The sequence below is a fragment of the Mariniflexile litorale genome, from assembly GCF_031128465.2.
In the GTDB taxonomy this organism is placed as follows: Bacteria; Bacteroidota; Bacteroidia; order Flavobacteriales; family Flavobacteriaceae; genus Mariniflexile; species Mariniflexile litorale.
In genome coordinates this window covers 2,150,830-2,169,132 of sequence record NZ_CP155618.1, presented here as the reverse complement: position 1 = coordinate 2,169,132, position 18,303 = coordinate 2,150,830, and the positions used below count along the sequence as shown (strand labels likewise).

The following is an 18,303-nucleotide window of genomic DNA, read 5'->3' as shown; positions in this document are numbered from 1 at the left end:
ATAAATACAATTATAAAAAGTAAATTTATAATAAAGAAAAGGGGAATGTATCCTGTACATACATGAAGTTTCTATTTAAATAAAGATTTACACAATGCATTATTTCTTAATATTTAGTTAAAAATCATAAAACAACTAGATTAATAGGCTCCTTTGCTTTTAAAAATTGATATGATTAATGCCTCACTTATAATATTATGCTAATTTTGCTAACTAAACATTAAATAAACAGCTATAAGATTTCAATTTTATGTCTCAATTAATAGAAATAAAAATTAATGAATCTTCTCGTATTCCAAAATACAAGCAAATTGTAGATTCTATTATTAATGATATTTCGAAAGGGAAATTAAAAATTGGTGAAAAAATCCCGTCAATAAATGAACTAAGCGAATCTTGCTACCTTTCCAGAGACACTGTTGAAAAAGCATACAAACAACTTAAAGAGCAAAAAGTAATTGTATCGGTTAAAGGCAAAGGCTATTACACTGCTAAGACAGATTTGATTTCTAAAATCAATATCTTTTTTATGATTAACAAACTTAGCTCTTATAAAATGATGATTTACAACTCATTTGTAAATAGTATTGGTGTTAATGGTCATGTAACCTTATCTGTTTATCACTGCGAAGAATCTCTTTTCACTAGAACTTTAGAAAAAAGTCTTGGGGCTTTTGATTATTATGTGATAATGCCCCATTTTAAAACAGACGATTTAAATCATACAAGTACCACTCATGTGGTAGAAAAAATGATTGAAAAAATTCCTAAAGATAAACTTATCATCTTAGACAACAATAAATTAGATATTAAAGGGAATTATGGCTCTGTATATCAAGACTTTCAAGAAGATATATATGATGCTTTAAAAATAGGCTTGGAAAAATTAAAAAAATATGACAAGTTAGTTTTAGTATATCCTTCAAAATCTGTTTATCCTTATCCTTTAAGAATTGTTCATGGCTTTAGAAAATTCTGTTCAAAATATAATTTTGACTTTGAAATTTTGGAACAAATATATGATGACATGGATCTTGAAAGTAGAGATGTTTATGTTATTATAGAAGAAAATGACTTGGTTAATTTAGTAAGACAAGTTCGCACAAAAAACTTAATACTCGGAAAAGATATTGGTATCATTTCTTATAACGATACACCTTTAAAGGATTTGTTAGGTATAAACGTAGTAAGTACCCATTTTAAAGCCATGGGTGAAACTGCTTCCGATCTAGTTTTAAATAATAAAAAAGAAAAAATTAAGAATGTTTTTGAGTATATAAAGCGTAATTCAGTTTAAAATATATTTTTTTGAACAAATATTTAAAGATTCATCATAGTACAGGATGGTTTGTTTTTTTTAAAAGGATATTTTAGTAAAAAATTTATGAATGATTCCCTTAAAACACATTTTTTTCCTGCTTTTACACATTGTTTTTCTATTTAATACTACCGCACAAAACAACCTTAGTCAAAGTTTCAATTTTGGAATTAATACAAACGAAAAGAATACCACTTACATAAATAACCCCATATTATATAATGATGCTTTAGGTTATGGTTTCGATTTTCAATCTGGACAAAACATAAAATTCAAAAAAAACTTCATCACAAGTAAACAAAGTATCTATTTCTCGGTAAAACTTCCCGAAGGGAATTATAAAATAAATGTGGTTTTAGGAGGTAAAAAATGTTCTACAACTACTATAAAAGCAGAATCTAGAAGATTAATGCTAAAAGAAATAACTTTAGATAAAAACAATACCACGCAACAATCCTTTACCGTAAATATTAGGTCTCCTAAAATTAATACTACCGAATATATTAAAGTTAAAGACCGTGACAAAAACCAATTAAATTGGGATGATAAATTAACTTTGGAATTTTCCGGAACGCCTGTTATTCAAAGTGTAAAAATCAGCCCTGTTTCAAACGTTAAAACCTTGTTTTTAGCAGGTGATTCTACCGTAACCGACCAAGATTTAGAGCCATGGGCCTCTTGGGGACAATTTATTACCAATTATTTTAATTCAGATATTGTTGTAGCAAACTATGCAGAATCGGGTGCCACATTAAGTTCATTTAAAGGAACCAAACGATTGGATAAAATATTAACCTTTATGAAGCCAAACGATTATGTATTTATAGAATTTGGACATAATGATGAAAAAATAAAAGGAGAAGGCAATGGTGCTTGGGGATTATACACAAACTCTCTAAAAGAATTCATTACAAAATTTAGAGAAAAAGGAGGCTCTCCTGTATTAGTAACACCAACTCAACGCAGAGCTTTTAACAACGATGGCACCTTAAAGCCAACACATGGCGATTTCCCGGATGCTATGCGAAAAGTCGCAATAGATTTACAAGTACCACTCATTGACATTACAGAAATGACCACATATATGTATGAAAGTTGGGGAAATGACGGTTCAAGAAATGCATTTGTACAATACCCTGCTAACACATTTCCTGGGCAGGCAGAAAAACTAGAAGACAATACACACTTTAACAGTTTTGGCGCTAATGAAATTGCTAAAGGCGTTGTGCAAAGTATTAAAGATTTAAAATTAGATATTGCTCAATACTTAAAACCTAATTTACCAAACTACAATCCTAAAAAACCCGACAATTTTAGCGATTGGACTTTACCAATGAGCACAAGATTTGAAAACAGTAAACCAGACGGTAACTAAAAAATTATGATACACGGAATTACATACCTAAATAAACTTAATGCATTTTTAGCTTTTGCTTTTCTTATTTCTTTAAGCATTTCTGCACAAGAAACTCAAAAAATATACTTATCTGGTAAAGATTTTAAAAACCCTGTTGCATGGGAATTTATGTGTACCGATGGTAACAACAGCAAAAAATGGAGCACCATAAATGTGCCTTCCAACTGGGAATTAGAAGGCTTTGGAGAATATACTTATGGCAGATGGTATAAAGAATTAAACCAAAAAGAACCAAGTAAAGAGGAAGGGTTTTATAAATACAAATTCCATATTCCTGCAAGTTATAAAGGACAAAACATCACCCTTGTTTTTGGAGGTGCCATGACTGATACTGATGTAAAAATAAATGGTAAATCGGTCGGAGAAACGCATCAAGGTGGATTTTATGAGTTTAAATTCGACATCACCTCCTTAGTAAATTACGGTACAGAAAATCTTTTAGAAGCGCATGTATCTAAACACTCAAGCAACAATACAGTTAATAATGCGGAACGAAAAACCGACTGGTGGTTATTTGGTGGTATCTACCGTCCGGTTTGGTTAGAAGTTTCTCCTAAATCATATATAAAACATGTTGCCGTTGACGCTAAAATGGATGGTTCATTTACTGCAGATTTAGAACTTGTTAATATTCCTAAAAACAGTAAAATAGAAGCCAGTATCACACCTATTGGAAGTAATGAAACATTTGAAACAGTTACAATTCCTGCAAATGCTAAAACGGGTGTTCAAACCATCAAGGCAAAATGGAACCATATAAAAACCTGGGATCCAGAATCACCTAATATGTATAGGCTTCATTTATCGCTTAAAAAAGATGGTAAAACCCTGCATACTTCAAAAACCAAAATCGGTTTTAGAACTTTAGAATTTCTTAAAAAAGATGGTATTTATGTGAATGGTAAAAAAATCATCATGAAAGGCATCAACAGGCATAGTATTTGGCCCGAATCAGGTAGAAGTACCGATAAAGTTATTAGTGATTTAGATGTTAATTTATTAAAAGACATGAATATGAATGCGGTGCGTTTTCATTATCCGCCCGACACTCATTTTCTTGAAGCTTGCGATTCTTTAGGTCTTTTTGTTTTAAATGAACTTGCTGGTTGGCAAAACGGCTATGATACAAAAACAGGTACCAAATTAATTAAAGAAACCGTTCAACGTGATGTTAACCATCCCTCGGTAATTATTTGGGATCATGGTAATGAAGGTGGCTGGAATTACGACATAGACCATGTTTTTCATGAATACGACCCGCAAAAACGAATTGTTATTCATCCTTGGGCAGATTTTGATGGTTGGGACGTACACCATTATCCTACTTATTTAACAGGCATGCATCGTTTTAATAATGGTGAAAATGTTTTTTTTCCAACCGAATTTATGCACGGTACTTACGATAATGGTATTGGTGCTGGGTTAGAAGATTTTTGGAAACGTTATAAAGAAAGTCCGCTTTTTGCCGGAGGCTTTATTTGGGCTATGCTAGATGAAGCTGTTTTACGAACCGATTGGACAGGTGAACAAAAATACGACTCAAAAGGATCACTTGCAGCCGATGGCGTGTTAGGACCTCATCGAGAAAAAGAAGGTAGTTTCTTTACAGTAAAAGAAGTATGGTCGCCCATTCAATTTGAACCAAAACTTGTAACATCAAAATTTGATGGCTCTTTTTTCATTAAAAACGAATACATCTATACCAATTTAAATGAATGTAAATTAGAATATCGCGTTTTAAAAGCAGCAAACAATATTCTTTATACTAACGACAAAACTGAAGTTATTGATTCAAACACCATTCGTATTGAGAATATTGAACCTGGTGAAACTAGGAAAATTCAATTCGGAATACCTACCAACTTTTTTGAAGGCGATTGGTTGGAAATTATTGCAAACGACAAACATGGTAGAGAAATTTATACTTGGTCATGGCCAATTCACCGTGCTCCCTACTTTGCCGACAAGCTATTAGCTAAAGAAACTTCAACAAAAAATACTACCGCTACTAAATCAAAAGACAATATTCTTTTATCTAGCGAAAAGTTACGGGTTAATTTTAATACTACAACGGGTGAAATTACAAGTATTGAAAACAATCAAGGTCATGTACCTTTTATCAATGGACCAAAACCTATTGGTATGAAAGCCAAAATAGAAAACGTTTCCATAGAACAAAACATAGATGGTGCCGTATGTTTTTTTAACTATTTCGGTGGTATTCATTCTATAAAATGGACGTTATTTAACGATGGCAGACTAAAAATGGAAATGGTTATATTAAAAGATGCAGGTAGAAATGATGGTTTTGATGGATCTGCTTTTGAAGATAAAATTAGTAAACTAGGAATCACCTTTGATTATCCAGAAGAAGGCGTAAAAAGCATAAAATGGTTTGGTAATGGTCCTTATCATGTTTGGAAAAACAGAATAAAAGGCACCACATTTGGTCTTTGGGAGAAAGACTATAACAACACCATAACGGGTGAAAGTTTTGAGAATTTAATCTATCCAGAGTTTAAAGGTTATCATGCAAACTTAATAGGCGCCAATCTTAAAACAGAAAAAGGTGATATTAAATTTTTTAGCGAAAATGACAAACTATTTTTAAGACTATTTACACCCGATTTACCTAAAAACGCTTTTGAGGGCACACATCCGCAACCCGAATTCCCAGAGGGTAACATATCTTTTATGTATGAAATACCAGCCATGCGTGCCTTCAAACCTTTAGAACACCAAGGACCAGAAAGTCAACCAACCAACATACGTATTAAAAATGGTGACGATGGTATTCCAATGACTTTATGGTTTGATTTTAGAGATAATTAAAAACTTTAAGTTATTTCCATGAGATTGCAATAGTTTGGAATTTAAATCCTTGCTTAATACTAAATCCAAAAGCTTTTGACTAATTGATTCTATACCAAAAAAATTAAGTAACATTATTCTACAAAAACAACCGATTGTCTTTTTTTGTAAAAAAACAGGTAAGTACAGGATGGTTTAACAAAAAATTAACGTGTAATTTACGTCATTAAGTTTAAGTAATTTATCTAATAATAAAAAGAATAACCTTATATTTACAAAAATACAATCGATTGTATTTTATAAATATTAAATGTGGTTTGAGGAAAAAACTAATATCTAATCTGAGTTAATTAAGTTTAAACCACTAAAAAACATAATTGACTAACAAAAAGCAATTTTCACTTTAAAAAAAGCAACCGATTGCATTTATTATTAAAATAGATAAGACTGGTTTAACAATTTCTGAATTAACTAAACTTAACCGACTAAACAAATTTATTAACAAAAACTAAACAATTTTTATGAAACAATTTCTATGCAATTATTTAATTATTGTTTCCTTTATTTTTTCTGGGTTTGCATCCAATGCCCAAGAAAAAGCTATAAATGGAAACATTCAAGACACCAATAATCTTCCTTTACCAGGGGTAAATGTTTTGGTAAAGAACACAACGCGAGGAGCACAATCAGATTTTGATGGTAATTTCACCATCACTGCTAAAGTAGGCGAAATTTTAGTATTTTCTTTTGTGGGTATGAAAACAACCGAAATCACAGTAGATTCAAAATCTAGCTATAATATTGTTTTGCAAGAAGACGCTTCACAATTAGACGAAGTTGTAGTAGTAGGTTATGGAACTCAAAAGAAATCAGATGTAACTGGAGCATTGGTAAGCGTAAGTGCTGAAGACATTACTTCTAGACCTGTTAACAATGCCATTGAGGCTATACAAGGTAAAGCTGCTGGTGTTGATATCACTTCAAATGAAAGACCTGGACAGCTAGGAAGTATTACTATACGCGGTGTACGTTCATTATCTGCTTCAAATTCCCCGCTTTATGTATTAGATGGAATTCCGCTAATTACTGGGGGTATACAAAATGTAAACCCTCAAGATATTGAATCAATAGATATCCTTAAAGATGCATCAGCAACTGCTATTTATGGTTCTAGAGGTGCAAATGGTGTTGTTATTATTACAACCAAAAGAGGAAAAAGTGGGAAATACACATTAAGTTATAATACATCTATAACAAGTGAAAATATTCATGAGTCTGCCCCTAATTTTAGTGGAGCCGACTTTATAGAGTATCGTCGTTGGGCTAAATATTATTCGAACACAGCTACTTTCCCAAGAGGAGATGAGCCGACTCAAGCTAATGATGCTGCTATTTTTACAGGAGATGATACTGCTTTTAACAATATACTCCAAGGTTGGGTTGGTGGAAATTGGGATGGCTCTAAAGTTACCGATACAGATTGGACAGACTTTGTTACCAGAACAGGTATTACAACACAACATACGTTAAGTGCTAGTGGTGGTACAGAAAAAATGAAAGCCTATGGATCTTTTGGATACACGGATAACAAAGGTGTAATATTAGGTCAAAAGTTTAAGAGATATAATGGAAATTTAAGTATTGATATTACGCCTACCGAATGGTTTTCTTTTGGAGGAAATCTTAATACGTCTTATGCTATTCAAGAATATGGTCAATCTGAAGAAGGTAACGTAGCAGTATCTGCTCGAGATGGTTTATATGAAAGTGCTAGAGGTATTTTTCAATATACACTTCCTTATGATGATGCAGGAAATAGAGTAGAAAATCCAGGAGGAGATAATGCGGTAAAAACAATTATTGACGAAGAAAAATACTCTCAAGATCAACGTGTAACTTTACGTGCATTCGGTAGTTTCTATGCTCAGCTTGATTTCGGTGCTTTTTCGCCCGCTTTAGAAGGATTGAAATTACGTACAAATTTTGGTCCTGATATTGAAACTTATAGAGATGGTATATATATTGATGGAAAGTCTGTAATTAGAACTGGTTCTAGCTATGCCTCTTTAGAAAAAAGACAAAGATTATCATATACTTTAGATAATTTATTATACTACAATAAAACTTTAGAAAAACACGATTTTGGTGTAACCTTACTACAAAGTCAAACACAATTTAAAGAAGAGTCGAGTTCTATGAATGCAAATAACATTCCTTTTTCAAGCCAAAAATGGAATGCTTTAAGTAGTGCAAATGTTTCTCTTTCAGGATATGATTCTGATATAAGTGAGAGACAATTGTTATCATATATGGGCCGTTTAAATTATGGCTTTGATAATAAGTACTTGGTAACTTTATCAGGTCGTTATGATGGTGCATCTCAATTAGCTGAGGGCAATAAATGGGCATTTTTCCCAAGTGCTGCAATAGGGTGGCGTATTGATAAAGAAGACTTTTTATCAGGTTCTGATTGGATTAATCAATTAAAATTGCGTTTAGGAGTTGGTGTTACTGGTAACTCTGCCATTGATCCTTATGCGACGAAAGGTGGAGTATCTCCTTTGTTTTACGCCATTGGAAGCACTTCTATTGCCGGCATACAAGCTAATTTAGTAGAAATAGATGATGAAAATTACACCCTTTTTGCAAATAAAGAATTAGGCTGGGAAAAAACGACCCAATACAACATAGGATTAGATTTTTCATTATTTAAAGGAAGACTATCTGGTGGTCTAGATGCCTATCTCTCTAAAACAACCGATTTATTACTTCTAAAAAGTATACTACCAATTAATGGTTATGATGCAACATACGCTAACATTGGAGAAACTAAATCTAGAGGTTTAGATTTAACTTTAAATACTATTAATGTTCAAAATGACAATTTTAGATGGTCTACAGATTTTAGTGGATCATACCAAGATAATGAAATCGTTTCGTTAGCTAACGGTAAAGAAGATGATATCAATAATGAATGGTTCATTGGAGAATCCCAAAAGATTATATACGGGTATGAATCAAATGGTATTTGGAAAGAATCAGATCAAGCTGAAATGGACAAATTTAATGCAAATGGCACAAATTTTACAGCAGGAAATGCACGTCCTGTAGATCAAAATGGAGATTATGAACTTGATGCAAATAACGACCGTGTTATTATAGGTAGTGAAATTCCTAAATTTATTGTGGGTTTAACAAATACATTTTCGTATAAAGATTTTGAATTATCGATATTCATGTATGGTCGTCTAGGTTATACCTATAATACAAATGGCGAAGGTTTAGTTGGGAGATACAATTCTAGAGCTGTAAATTACTATACCGAAAACAATAAAAATTCTGAATACCAAAAGCCAATATATTCAGCTGGTAATGGCGATCCTTTTTTTGCTACACTTGGTTATAGAAGCGGTTCTTTTGTGAAAATTAGAAATATTTCTTTAGGTTATAATCTTCCTGAAAGTGTTACAAGCAGTTTGGGTATTTCTAAACTGCGTTTTTATGCTCAAGCAACGAACCCTGGTATGCTGTTTTCTAAAGTTGATTGGATTGACTTAGATGTAAGAAGCTCTGTATCTAACAGAGGCTTTGTGTTTGGAATGAATGTAGAATTTTAAGACATGATAAATTTAAAAAGAATAAAAATTATGAAAAATTATAAAAAACTATATACATACCTGTTTTGTGCTTTAGCATTAATAGGTAGTCTTACTTCTTGTTCCAAAGACAATTTTCTTGATGAAGAATTAACAACAAAAAGAGGTAATACATATTACAATACCGAAGAAGGCATTAAAGATTTGGCAATTGGAACATACTATAGAGTATTAGCCTCTCCATTTCCATCAGAACAACAATTTGCAACAACTAATTATGGAACTGATGAATTTCATGTAGGTGGTGATGATACTAATAGTCCTTGGAATAATTATGATCCTAGATTTGGTTCAATTGTAATAACTACAAGAACACAAGCAAATGAAGCCTGGGATAATTTTTATATAGGTATTGGATTAGCAAATCAATTAATTGAATCTGCTACAAATATAGAATCTACAAATCCAGAAATAAAAAATATATCTTTAGGTGAAGGCTATTTCTTCAGAGCTTATAACTATTTAAAATTAGTTAGACAATATGGTGGGGTGCCTTTAAAACTTACAGTTAGTACAATTGTAGAGTTCGAATTCACACGTGCTAGTGCAGAAGAAGTATTAGCTCAAGTTATTAGTGATTTTACTAAAGCCTATAATTTATTGGATAATACAGGAGCACATCCTCATAGAATAAGTAAAGATGCCGCGGCTCATTATTTAGCAAAAGCCTATTTAACTCGTGCAAGTGAAATTAATGATTCGTGGAACTCTGCTACAAAAACAGCAGATTTACAACAAGTTGTAACTTTAGCTGATGAAGTAATTGCTAACCACCCGTTAGCAACTAATTATCAAGAACTTTGGGCATATACTGGCCCCGATGGTCCAAATGAGTATTTACCAGAAATAATTTTATCCGCTTCATTCAGTAGTGATCAAGCACTTGAAACTTCTAATTTTAGTACCGTTGTTTTTACAGCGCGTTATGATGATATGACAACGATGCAACGTGATTTAACAGGCATGCGCCCATACAGTCGTTTAGCTAGTACATATTTCACCTATGATGTTTTTGACCATGTAAATGATTCTCGCTTTTGGAAAACTTTCAGAACTAAACATCGCGTAAACAAAGGTGGTGTGTTTGGAGGAATCACTTATACGCCTGGTGTAGATTTAGGTATTATGTATATTATAAATTCTTCTACAGATAATCGTTTTGCCACTACTATAAATAATAACAATCCTAGTATTTTATACGATGTTACTGGAAAAACAATTCCTCATGTTTATGTAGCACATGCTGCTGATAATGTTGGTTTATTAGCAAACCCTAGGTTCCCTTCCTTATCAAAACATTTTGATGCATCCAGATTAAATGTAAATGATAATAGAGGGGTTCGTGACGAAATTTTAGCACGTTCTGCTGAAACTAATTTAATGGCTGCAGAGGCAAAAATACGTTTAGCAGCGGCAGGATCAGGAACTTATTCTGATGCTTTAATTTATATTAATAAAGTTCGTAATCGTAGTACCTATAAAAATGGAGAAGATCGTCGCTATTATACAGATGGCGCAGAATCATACCCTAATTCTCCATTTTCGCAACCATTTGCTAATAACTCATACATGAATGAAAACTCATATTACGAATCTAACAATATTCCTGTAACTACAACGGCTACAAATTTAACAATTATAAGTACTGCAGCTCTTCCTGCTGAAGATGAAGCTGTAATCACGAAATTGGGTTACTCTAGTCAGTACGACCGTATGCTTTGTTTAGTATTAAATGAGCGCACAAGAGAACTTTGCGGCGAATGGCATCGTTGGGAAGATTTAAGTCGTACTAAAACATTAGTAGCTAGAGCTAAAGCTTATAACCCTGAAGCTGCACCAAACATAAAAGATTTTCATGTTTTAAGACCCATTCCTCAAACATTTCTTGATGGGGTTTATACAGAAGGTAGACCTTTAAATGCTAGTGAAAAAGATGCAATGCAAAATCCTGGATACTAGTCGGTTTTAATAAATGTTAATAAAAATGGAGGTAATTACCTCCATTTTTTTATTTTTATAATCTTAAATAATAAAACTTCATTGGGATCAAGCTATGAATAAACATTTATATTTTTTATATGCTTTGGGAATCCTCTCTATAAATATTGGCAGCAATAAGAATTCTGAAAAAAATGTTTTATTCACTAGTCGGACAAACAAAACTTCACCTAATATAGGTGATAATCAATCTGCTCAAAACAATGTTAACTCTAAATCTGAGTTTAAAAAATATGCGTTCAACATTTCAATACGTTCAGAAAATACTTAGTCAAGCTTTTATTTGGATAACCACCTCTCCTGTTTAACAAACAAATTAAAAATTTAGTAATGAGTAAATCAGCATTTTTTTTCTTTTTAACTCTTTTATTCAATTGTAAATCAGCAATATTAGAATCTACCTCAACAATAAACAAACCGACTCTTTACACAGTTGGAGATTCAACCGTAAAAAACGGACGTGGTGATGGCGCTGGAGGGCTTTGGGGTTGGGGCGATTTTATAGGACAGTTTTTAGACAGCACTAAAATTTCAGTTGAAAATCATGCATTAGGTGGTACCAGTAGTAGAACCTATCAAAACTTAGGTTTATGGACTGCCGTTAATAATAAATTAAAGAAAGGCGATTATGTTTTAATTCAATTTGGACATAACGACAATGGCCCAATAAATGACACTATTAGAGCCAGAGGAACCATTAAAGGTATTGGTAATGAAACAGAGCAAATTGATAACATGATTACCAAAAAAAACGAAATTGTACATAGCTACGGCTGGTATATAGAAAAAATTGTAAAAGAAGCTAAAGCAAAAGGTGCTATTCCAGTAATTATGTCTCCCATTCCAAGAAATGATTGGGAAAATGGCAAAGTTCCAAGAAATAATACCTCGTATGGTTTATGGGCTAAACAAATAGCTGAACGAAACAATGTAACATTTATAGATTTAAACGATAAAATGGCCTCCAAATTAGAGTTATTTGGAGAAGAAAAAGTCACTGGCACTTACTTTTACAAACGCGATCATACTCACACTTCTGCAAGAGGTGCCTTAATGGCGGCATCAATAATTATAAACGAATTAAAAAAATCAACCAATTCTATTAAAACGTATATTCTTGCTAATCCGCAAATAGCATTACCCAAAAAGAAAAATTTCTTCTTAATTGGCGATTCTACAATGGCTTCAAACAATAATGAAAATGCTATTGGTTGGGGTGTTCTTTTTCCTCAATATTGTGATACAACACAAGTAAATATTGTTAACAAGGCTAGAGGAGGTAGAAGTTCTAGAACGTTTATTTATGAAGGTTTATGGGATGCTGCCAAAGCTGAATTTACACCAGGAGATATTGTTTTCATACAATTTGGGCATAACGATGCAGGTAATGTTGATAAAAAAAAATACAGAGGCTCGTTAAAAGGCATAGGAGATGAAACCCAAGAAATAGTTAGGGACAGCCTTACCGAAAAGGAAATTGTACACACCTTTGGTTGGTATATGAAAAAAATGATTCGAGAAACCAAAGAAAAAGGAGCAACTCCCATTGTTTTAAGTTTAACGCCAAGAAACGAATGGCCAGCAGGAAAAGTAGAACGACGAACTGACACATACATTAAATGGGCGAGAGAAGCTTCTGAAGCCGAAAATGCATTATACATTGATGTAGCCGAATTGATCGCAACAAAATATGAATCTCTTGGAAAAGAAAAAATAAAATCTTTCTTCCCAAAAGACCATACCCACACAGGTTTAGAAGGCGCTACTTTTACTGCTTTGACCATTGCAGAAATACTCAATGAATCTAAAGAAATGGGTTTACGTAGTTTTATTGAAATTAAAAAACAATGAAACTATTTTTTAATTTTAAAATTAGGTATTTCATAAGAACTCCCCATTTTTTCGGGGTACACCGTTAGTTGATCCAAAACAATGCCTGTTTGATTTACTGAAATTGTGATTGTATGTTTGCCTTTTTTTAATATTGAAATTGGGACTTTAACGATGGCACTATTTCTTAATACATTTTCTTTCCATGTATTGCTTCTACCTTTTGTATTGATAGAAAAAGATTGTAGTTTATTTGAATCTATTTGAACTTCAATTTCATGGTCAAAATTATTTGCATGTATTGGAATCAAGCGAATTTCTAATTCATAATCCCCTAAATTATCAGCCTCAAATGTATATGTTAATGATGGTTTTTCATTTTTAAAATAACTATGTTTTAATGGGAATAAGGTCATTGCATTATTACTATAGCCTAATCCATTAATGCTTTTCCATTCATAATTATTAACACCCTTATTTTCAATACTCTCATTTGCTTGTATATAGATACGTTTATTATGAGTCTTCGTTTCTACTATTGGTGAAGGCAAATCTATTTTTACGGAATCGAAAACAGGTAAATTTCTTGGGTTCATAGACATCATATGCTTCCATTTGCCATGAGTCATATCATTATTATAAAACGAAGTAAGCTGATTTATTTTTTGATAAGCCTCTGCTGATAACTGTGTAAACTTCACCTGCTCTTCTTTTTTATTTGTGCTAGCAGCTAAATTCCAATACAAAAATTTATAATTCATAAAAGCAGCGCCTTTAATAGGGTATTCAACTAATTGAAACCAAGCATCTTTCCTTTCTTTAGGAACAAATTGAGCTAAATTATCCACTTTTTCGACTAGTTGTTTGTACGCATTTAGCCTTCTTAATGTTTCTTCCTTTGAAAACTCAGAACGTTTTACCTGTGTTGTAGGTTCTGTCTGGCTCCACCCCATGTATTCAGGTTTTCGCAAAAATGCTAAACGATGATATTCTTTAAAAACGATACTGAGTTCATCTACTACAGTAGGTGTAAATTCTCTTGAGATCCAATTTTCTAGATGTTGATTTATTTCATCAGATTTTATAGCACCAACATCCCAAGCCATATCAAGAAACAATTCAATATTATATTCAGCCGGTTTAATATCTCCCACATTAGCAATCCACATTTTCTTTGCACCGTTTTCATAAGCCCTAGTCATTTCATACCAAATTAATCCTGGTTGAGTGGTTGAAAGCCATAGATAATCGTGAGGTCTTCCCCAGTAACTTAAATGATAATAAACACCACTACCACCTATTCTCTTTTGTTCCTCTTCATTGCTTAACCGTCTAATATAACCATAATTATCATCCGTCCACATCAAAGTAACATCATCGGGCACTTTAAGCCCGTTATCATGCAATTCTAAAACTTCTTTATAAAGAATGAACGTTTGTGGTATTTCTATTAAGGGTTTCTTAAAAGTATTTGATAGCATTTGACGTTGAGTAGAAATGATTCCGTCAATCATTTTTACAGATTCTTCCAAACTCTTGGCGCCTTCCATTTTGCTATCATGTACACCTCTCATACCCAAAGTCATAATTGTATGATTGTTTGTACTGCTTACTTCATCTAATCTATCTTGCCAATATTTATTAACTTGTTTACTGTTAGTGAAATAATTATAATCTCCATAAACTTCATGGTCCCATTCATCTACATTATTTCTTAACATAGGCTCTGCATGCGATGAACCAATAACGATATGGTATTTTTGAGCCATTTCTTTATTCCCATCGATAGTAAAAAACCCTTTTGTTGAGGGGTGCATGGCGGGCCATATGGTGTTCGCTTTTAACCGAAGTAACAATTGAAAAATTTTCTCATATGTTTTAGGACCCATATCATTAGTTTCTGGCTCAAAAGTTTTGGCTGCCCATGGTTGTAAACCCCAATCTTCGTCATTTAAAAAGACCCCACGGTATTGCACAGATGGTGATTGTGTAATTTCACTTTCTAATAACTCTAAAGTTAAAGATTCTTTTTTTAGCGAATTAACATCAGCCCACCATTTCCAAGGGGAAACCCCCAATTTTTCGGCTATGTCAAAAATGGCATAAACTGTTCCTCGAACATCGCTTCCAATAACCAAAAGATTGTCATTCTCTTTTTTTATACTGAAATTTTCCCATTTACCTGTTAAACCCTCCTGAGTGGTCGATTTAAATAACTCATCTGAAATCATTCCAATATAAATACCTTCCTTTTCAATTTGATTAGATTGTATAATTTCTGGCTTCGTTCCAGTTATGTCTTCAATATCCTTCGCCAATTCATTTACAGCCCAAACAATTAAAGGGTCTGTATCACTATCAATAAATATATCAGCTGCTTCTTGATTGTTTGCTATTAAGTAATCATTTGAATTTTGAGCACAAGAATTGAAAATGCTCATAAACATTATAGCTAAAAACAAGTAAAATGAATGTTTCATATGTTATTTTTATTTACTTTAAAACTTGTCCAAAATTCTGGAACTATTTCAATCGATTTAATTTTCACCTCACTGAAAGATGGTTGTTCATCAAAAAATATTAAAGGATCTTCTTCAAAAGGTTTTAACTCAAACAATAATGGAAATTTAGAATTGGTTTTAATATTGTTTAAATTAATAGACCAAGTAGTCTGGTTATTAAAATTATCTGCAATCAACTTATTTCCAGATCGGCATTGTATTTTATCCCCATCATAATCAATTCGGAGATATACATTTTTATATTTTTTTAATTTATTTTCATCAAGCGACAGTTTATATCTGTAATTTGAAAAAGTTAAATTTTCTATTTTTTTATTTAGTAACACGGGTTCTTTTTTATTTTGAACAACATCCCATGATGCAGGAATTTTATATTGTTCGGCTGTTAACCATGTATTATCGGTAGTTATGTAAATTTTATCCGAATTATAAAACTCAATTTCCAAAACGCCCACAAAACCTTTATCATTTTCTATGTATGGAAAATTTAATAGGACACTATTCTGATTTTTTTTAAGATAACCTGTAAAATCCAAGCTGTTTTTTTCTTCAGGAAGAATATTTTGATTCAACCATTTGTTATTAATTCTAATTTTACAATCTGTTTCTGTATAAAGATAAAAAGTGGCTTTTCTTATATCTGCCGTGTTTTCAATATTAAAATCTTTAAAGAATTGTTTATTATACAATTTGTTTTTAGCTATATCATTTTCTGAAGCCAAATTTAAAATTTTTGCTTTTTGAAGAATGTCGTAAGTTTCTAATTTACTTTCAATTTTATCGACAGTATTGTTAATTATATATTTTTTAAAACCTGTGTTTTTTAATGTTTCACCTTTATGTTGAAGGTCACTATTCAATGCTATAATATTATCTTCCTGATTTGTGGAAAATGCTTGTAATTGAAGTTTTTCATCCATGACTAAATTTGCTGATGATAGAAAAGCAAATTCATTATTGTCATTTTTAAAATACCAAAATTGTTCCGATTGCTCTTTAGTAAGCGTGAAAATTCGATGTAGGTGCCCATCAACAGCCTCCACTAGTATTGGATTATCTATACCTAATTGAATATTATTAATTAAAAACTGTTTCCTGCTTTCTGGTTGTTTCGCTCCGTTAACCTTTAACTCTTTAATGTTTTTATTATCAAATAAATATTCTGTATCAATTCCTTTTGTTTCAAAAAAGTACCAATCCGTTGTTTTTTTATTATCTATCGTACAAATAGGTTGTGCTGTGGCATATTTCAAAACTGTTTTTCCAATGTCCAAATTCACTGGCCATATAAAAATGGTTTTATCATAAATATTAATTGGTTTTGATGGCAATACAACCAAATCTTTATTCAATTTAATTGTAAACTGTACATTTTTTTTTATCGACTTGGTATGGCCGCGATAGTAATTCGATGCAAAAAGAAATCCGCTACTCTTGTTTACCCTAAATGAATATTGCAAATTATCAGGCGCATTATTATCCATAGGAATTATTGGAGTCATTGGAGCTAATAGTTCCCCAAATTCATTTAAAAAATAGTGTAAGGGTTTTAGTTTATGATAAGATGGTGCAATTTCTCCTGTTTCTCGAATAGCCGCTTGAAAATCATAAGAAATATCAGGATATTCGTTCCAATATCCCGATTCTAACTTATCTTCTTCAAGCGTAGAATATTTACCTATGGGATTAAGCCCACCTGCAAACACATAATATCCTGGCAAATTACTTCCAGAAGCCACGCTTGATGTTGCAATAGTAACGCCATCCATGGGGTCAATTATTGGCCGTCTATGCTCAGATATTTGATTTCCTACTCCTAATTCACAAGTTAAATAAGGATACAACGAATAATTTGGTCTGTATTTACCAGTAGATTCTTCATTACCTATACTTTGGTCGTTTATAGGCAAATTAAAAACATAACTTTCATTTGTTTTTATAGTATTTAAATTGGTATTCCATGGTGCCGTTGGGTAGCCTCCCCATAATGGAATAACCTCATTTTCTGGAACAGAAGCACTTCTCCAACCCGTTACTGTATACATGGGTACATCTATACCATATTTTAAAGCGATCTGTTTTAATTTTAAAATATGTTCTTCCCCTTTTTTCCCGCGCCAATATTCATTTTCAAGTTGTACACCAATAATAGGCCCTCCATCTTTATAATACAACCCTTCAAGTTGTTTAGATATTTCATGGTAAAGTCTATCTACATAAAACAAATACTTCGGGTCATTCGTTCGAAGTGATACATCATTATGTTTCATGATCCAATCTGGAAACCCACCATTTCTTGCCTCCCCATGACACCAAGGACCAATACGTGGATACGCCCAAACACGATGTTTTTTACATAATTCTATAAATAATCTTAAGTCATTATTCCCCTTCCAATCAAATTCACCTTCTGTTTCTTCATGATGAATCCAAAACACATATGTTGCAATGATATTGATACCATTTGCTTTCATTTTTAAAATAGCATTCTCCCATTTTTCTTTATTAAATCTAGAATAATGTATTTCTCCCATTACTGGAACCATGGGCGTTCCTCCTAAGGATAAAAATTTATTATTAATGGTTATTTCTTTTCCTTCAGGTCCAGAATTTCCCATATTCAAATGTTCTTTTTCAATTATTGGTGGTTCAATGTTAGCGTCTATACTAATTTGTTGCCCAAAAAAGCTGAAAGAAGACAGTAATAAAAATGCAAATATGCTTCTGGTAATAAATATCATATTACGAATT

The 18,303-nt window shown here is 32.2% G+C and carries 8 protein-coding genes; 6 read left to right on the top strand and 2 right to left on the bottom strand.

The features are described 5' to 3' along the window. Positions 1-250 precede the first annotated feature (250 nt). The 6 genes from QLS71_RS09055 to QLS71_RS09030 all read left to right on the top strand — a co-directional run bounded on the left by QLS71_RS09055 (position 251) and on the right by QLS71_RS09030 (position 13,051). Positions 251-1,297: a GntR family transcriptional regulator gene (locus QLS71_RS09055; RefSeq protein WP_308991085.1), complete on the top strand. Its 1,047-nt coding sequence runs from the start codon at positions 251-253 to the stop codon at positions 1,295-1,297. Between the two features lie 91 nt (positions 1,298-1,388). Further along, a complete protein-coding gene (locus tag QLS71_RS09050) occupies positions 1,389-2,693 on the top strand; it encodes a rhamnogalacturonan acetylesterase (RefSeq protein ID WP_308991086.1) in 1,305 nt (434 codons plus the stop codon). 6 nt (positions 2,694-2,699) lie between these two features. Then, on the top strand, positions 2,700-5,567 hold the full coding sequence (locus QLS71_RS09045) for a glycoside hydrolase family 2 TIM barrel-domain containing protein (RefSeq protein WP_308991087.1): 2,868 nt from the start codon (positions 2,700-2,702) through the stop codon (positions 5,565-5,567). A 500-nt stretch (positions 5,568-6,067) separates the two neighbouring features. Then, on the top strand, positions 6,068-9,163 hold the full coding sequence (locus tag QLS71_RS09040; protein ID WP_308991088.1) for a TonB-dependent receptor: 3,096 nt from the start codon (positions 6,068-6,070) through the stop codon (positions 9,161-9,163). Positions 9,164-9,193: 30 nt separating this feature from the next. Continuing rightward, a complete protein-coding gene (locus QLS71_RS09035) occupies positions 9,194-11,161 on the top strand; it encodes a RagB/SusD family nutrient uptake outer membrane protein (RefSeq protein WP_308991089.1) in 1,968 nt (655 codons plus the stop codon). A gap of 369 nt (positions 11,162-11,530) precedes the next feature. After that, entirely contained in the window at positions 11,531-13,051 is a 1,521-nt protein-coding gene (locus QLS71_RS09030) for a rhamnogalacturonan acetylesterase (protein ID WP_308991090.1), read from the top strand. 2 nt (positions 13,052-13,053) lie between these two features. On the opposite strand, the gene QLS71_RS09025 is transcribed toward QLS71_RS09030, so the two are convergent. Together QLS71_RS09025 and QLS71_RS09020 are read right to left on the bottom strand one after the other, a co-directional pair. Then, complete coding sequence (locus QLS71_RS09025; protein WP_308991091.1) at positions 13,054-15,510, bottom strand: glycosyl hydrolase 115 family protein; 2,457 nt, start codon at positions 15,508-15,510, stop codon at positions 13,054-13,056. Continuing rightward, complete coding sequence (locus tag QLS71_RS09020; protein ID WP_308991092.1) at positions 15,507-18,293, bottom strand: beta-galactosidase; 2,787 nt, start codon at positions 18,291-18,293, stop codon at positions 15,507-15,509. Before QLS71_RS09020 ends, QLS71_RS09025 begins: the two co-directional genes overlap by 4 nt. Between the last annotated feature and the right edge of the window lie 10 nt (positions 18,294-18,303).

Coding starts and splice junctions, on each gene's coding strand:
- QLS71_RS09045 (WP_308991087.1), top strand. CDS start 2,700: ATGATACACGGAATTACATACCTAAATAAACTTAATGCATTTTTAGCT.
- QLS71_RS09025 (WP_308991091.1), bottom strand. CDS start 15,510: ATGAAACATTCATTTTACTTGTTTTTAGCTATAATGTTTATGAGCATT.
- QLS71_RS09020 (WP_308991092.1), bottom strand. CDS start 18,293: ATGATATTTATTACCAGAAGCATATTTGCATTTTTATTACTGTCTTCT.
- QLS71_RS09055 (WP_308991085.1), top strand. CDS start 251: ATGTCTCAATTAATAGAAATAAAAATTAATGAATCTTCTCGTATTCCA.
- QLS71_RS09040 (WP_308991088.1), top strand. CDS start 6,068: ATGAAACAATTTCTATGCAATTATTTAATTATTGTTTCCTTTATTTTT.
- QLS71_RS09050 (WP_308991086.1), top strand. CDS start 1,389: ATGATTCCCTTAAAACACATTTTTTTCCTGCTTTTACACATTGTTTTT.
- QLS71_RS09030 (WP_308991090.1), top strand. CDS start 11,531: ATGAGTAAATCAGCATTTTTTTTCTTTTTAACTCTTTTATTCAATTGT.
- QLS71_RS09035 (WP_308991089.1), top strand. CDS start 9,194: ATGAAAAATTATAAAAAACTATATACATACCTGTTTTGTGCTTTAGCA.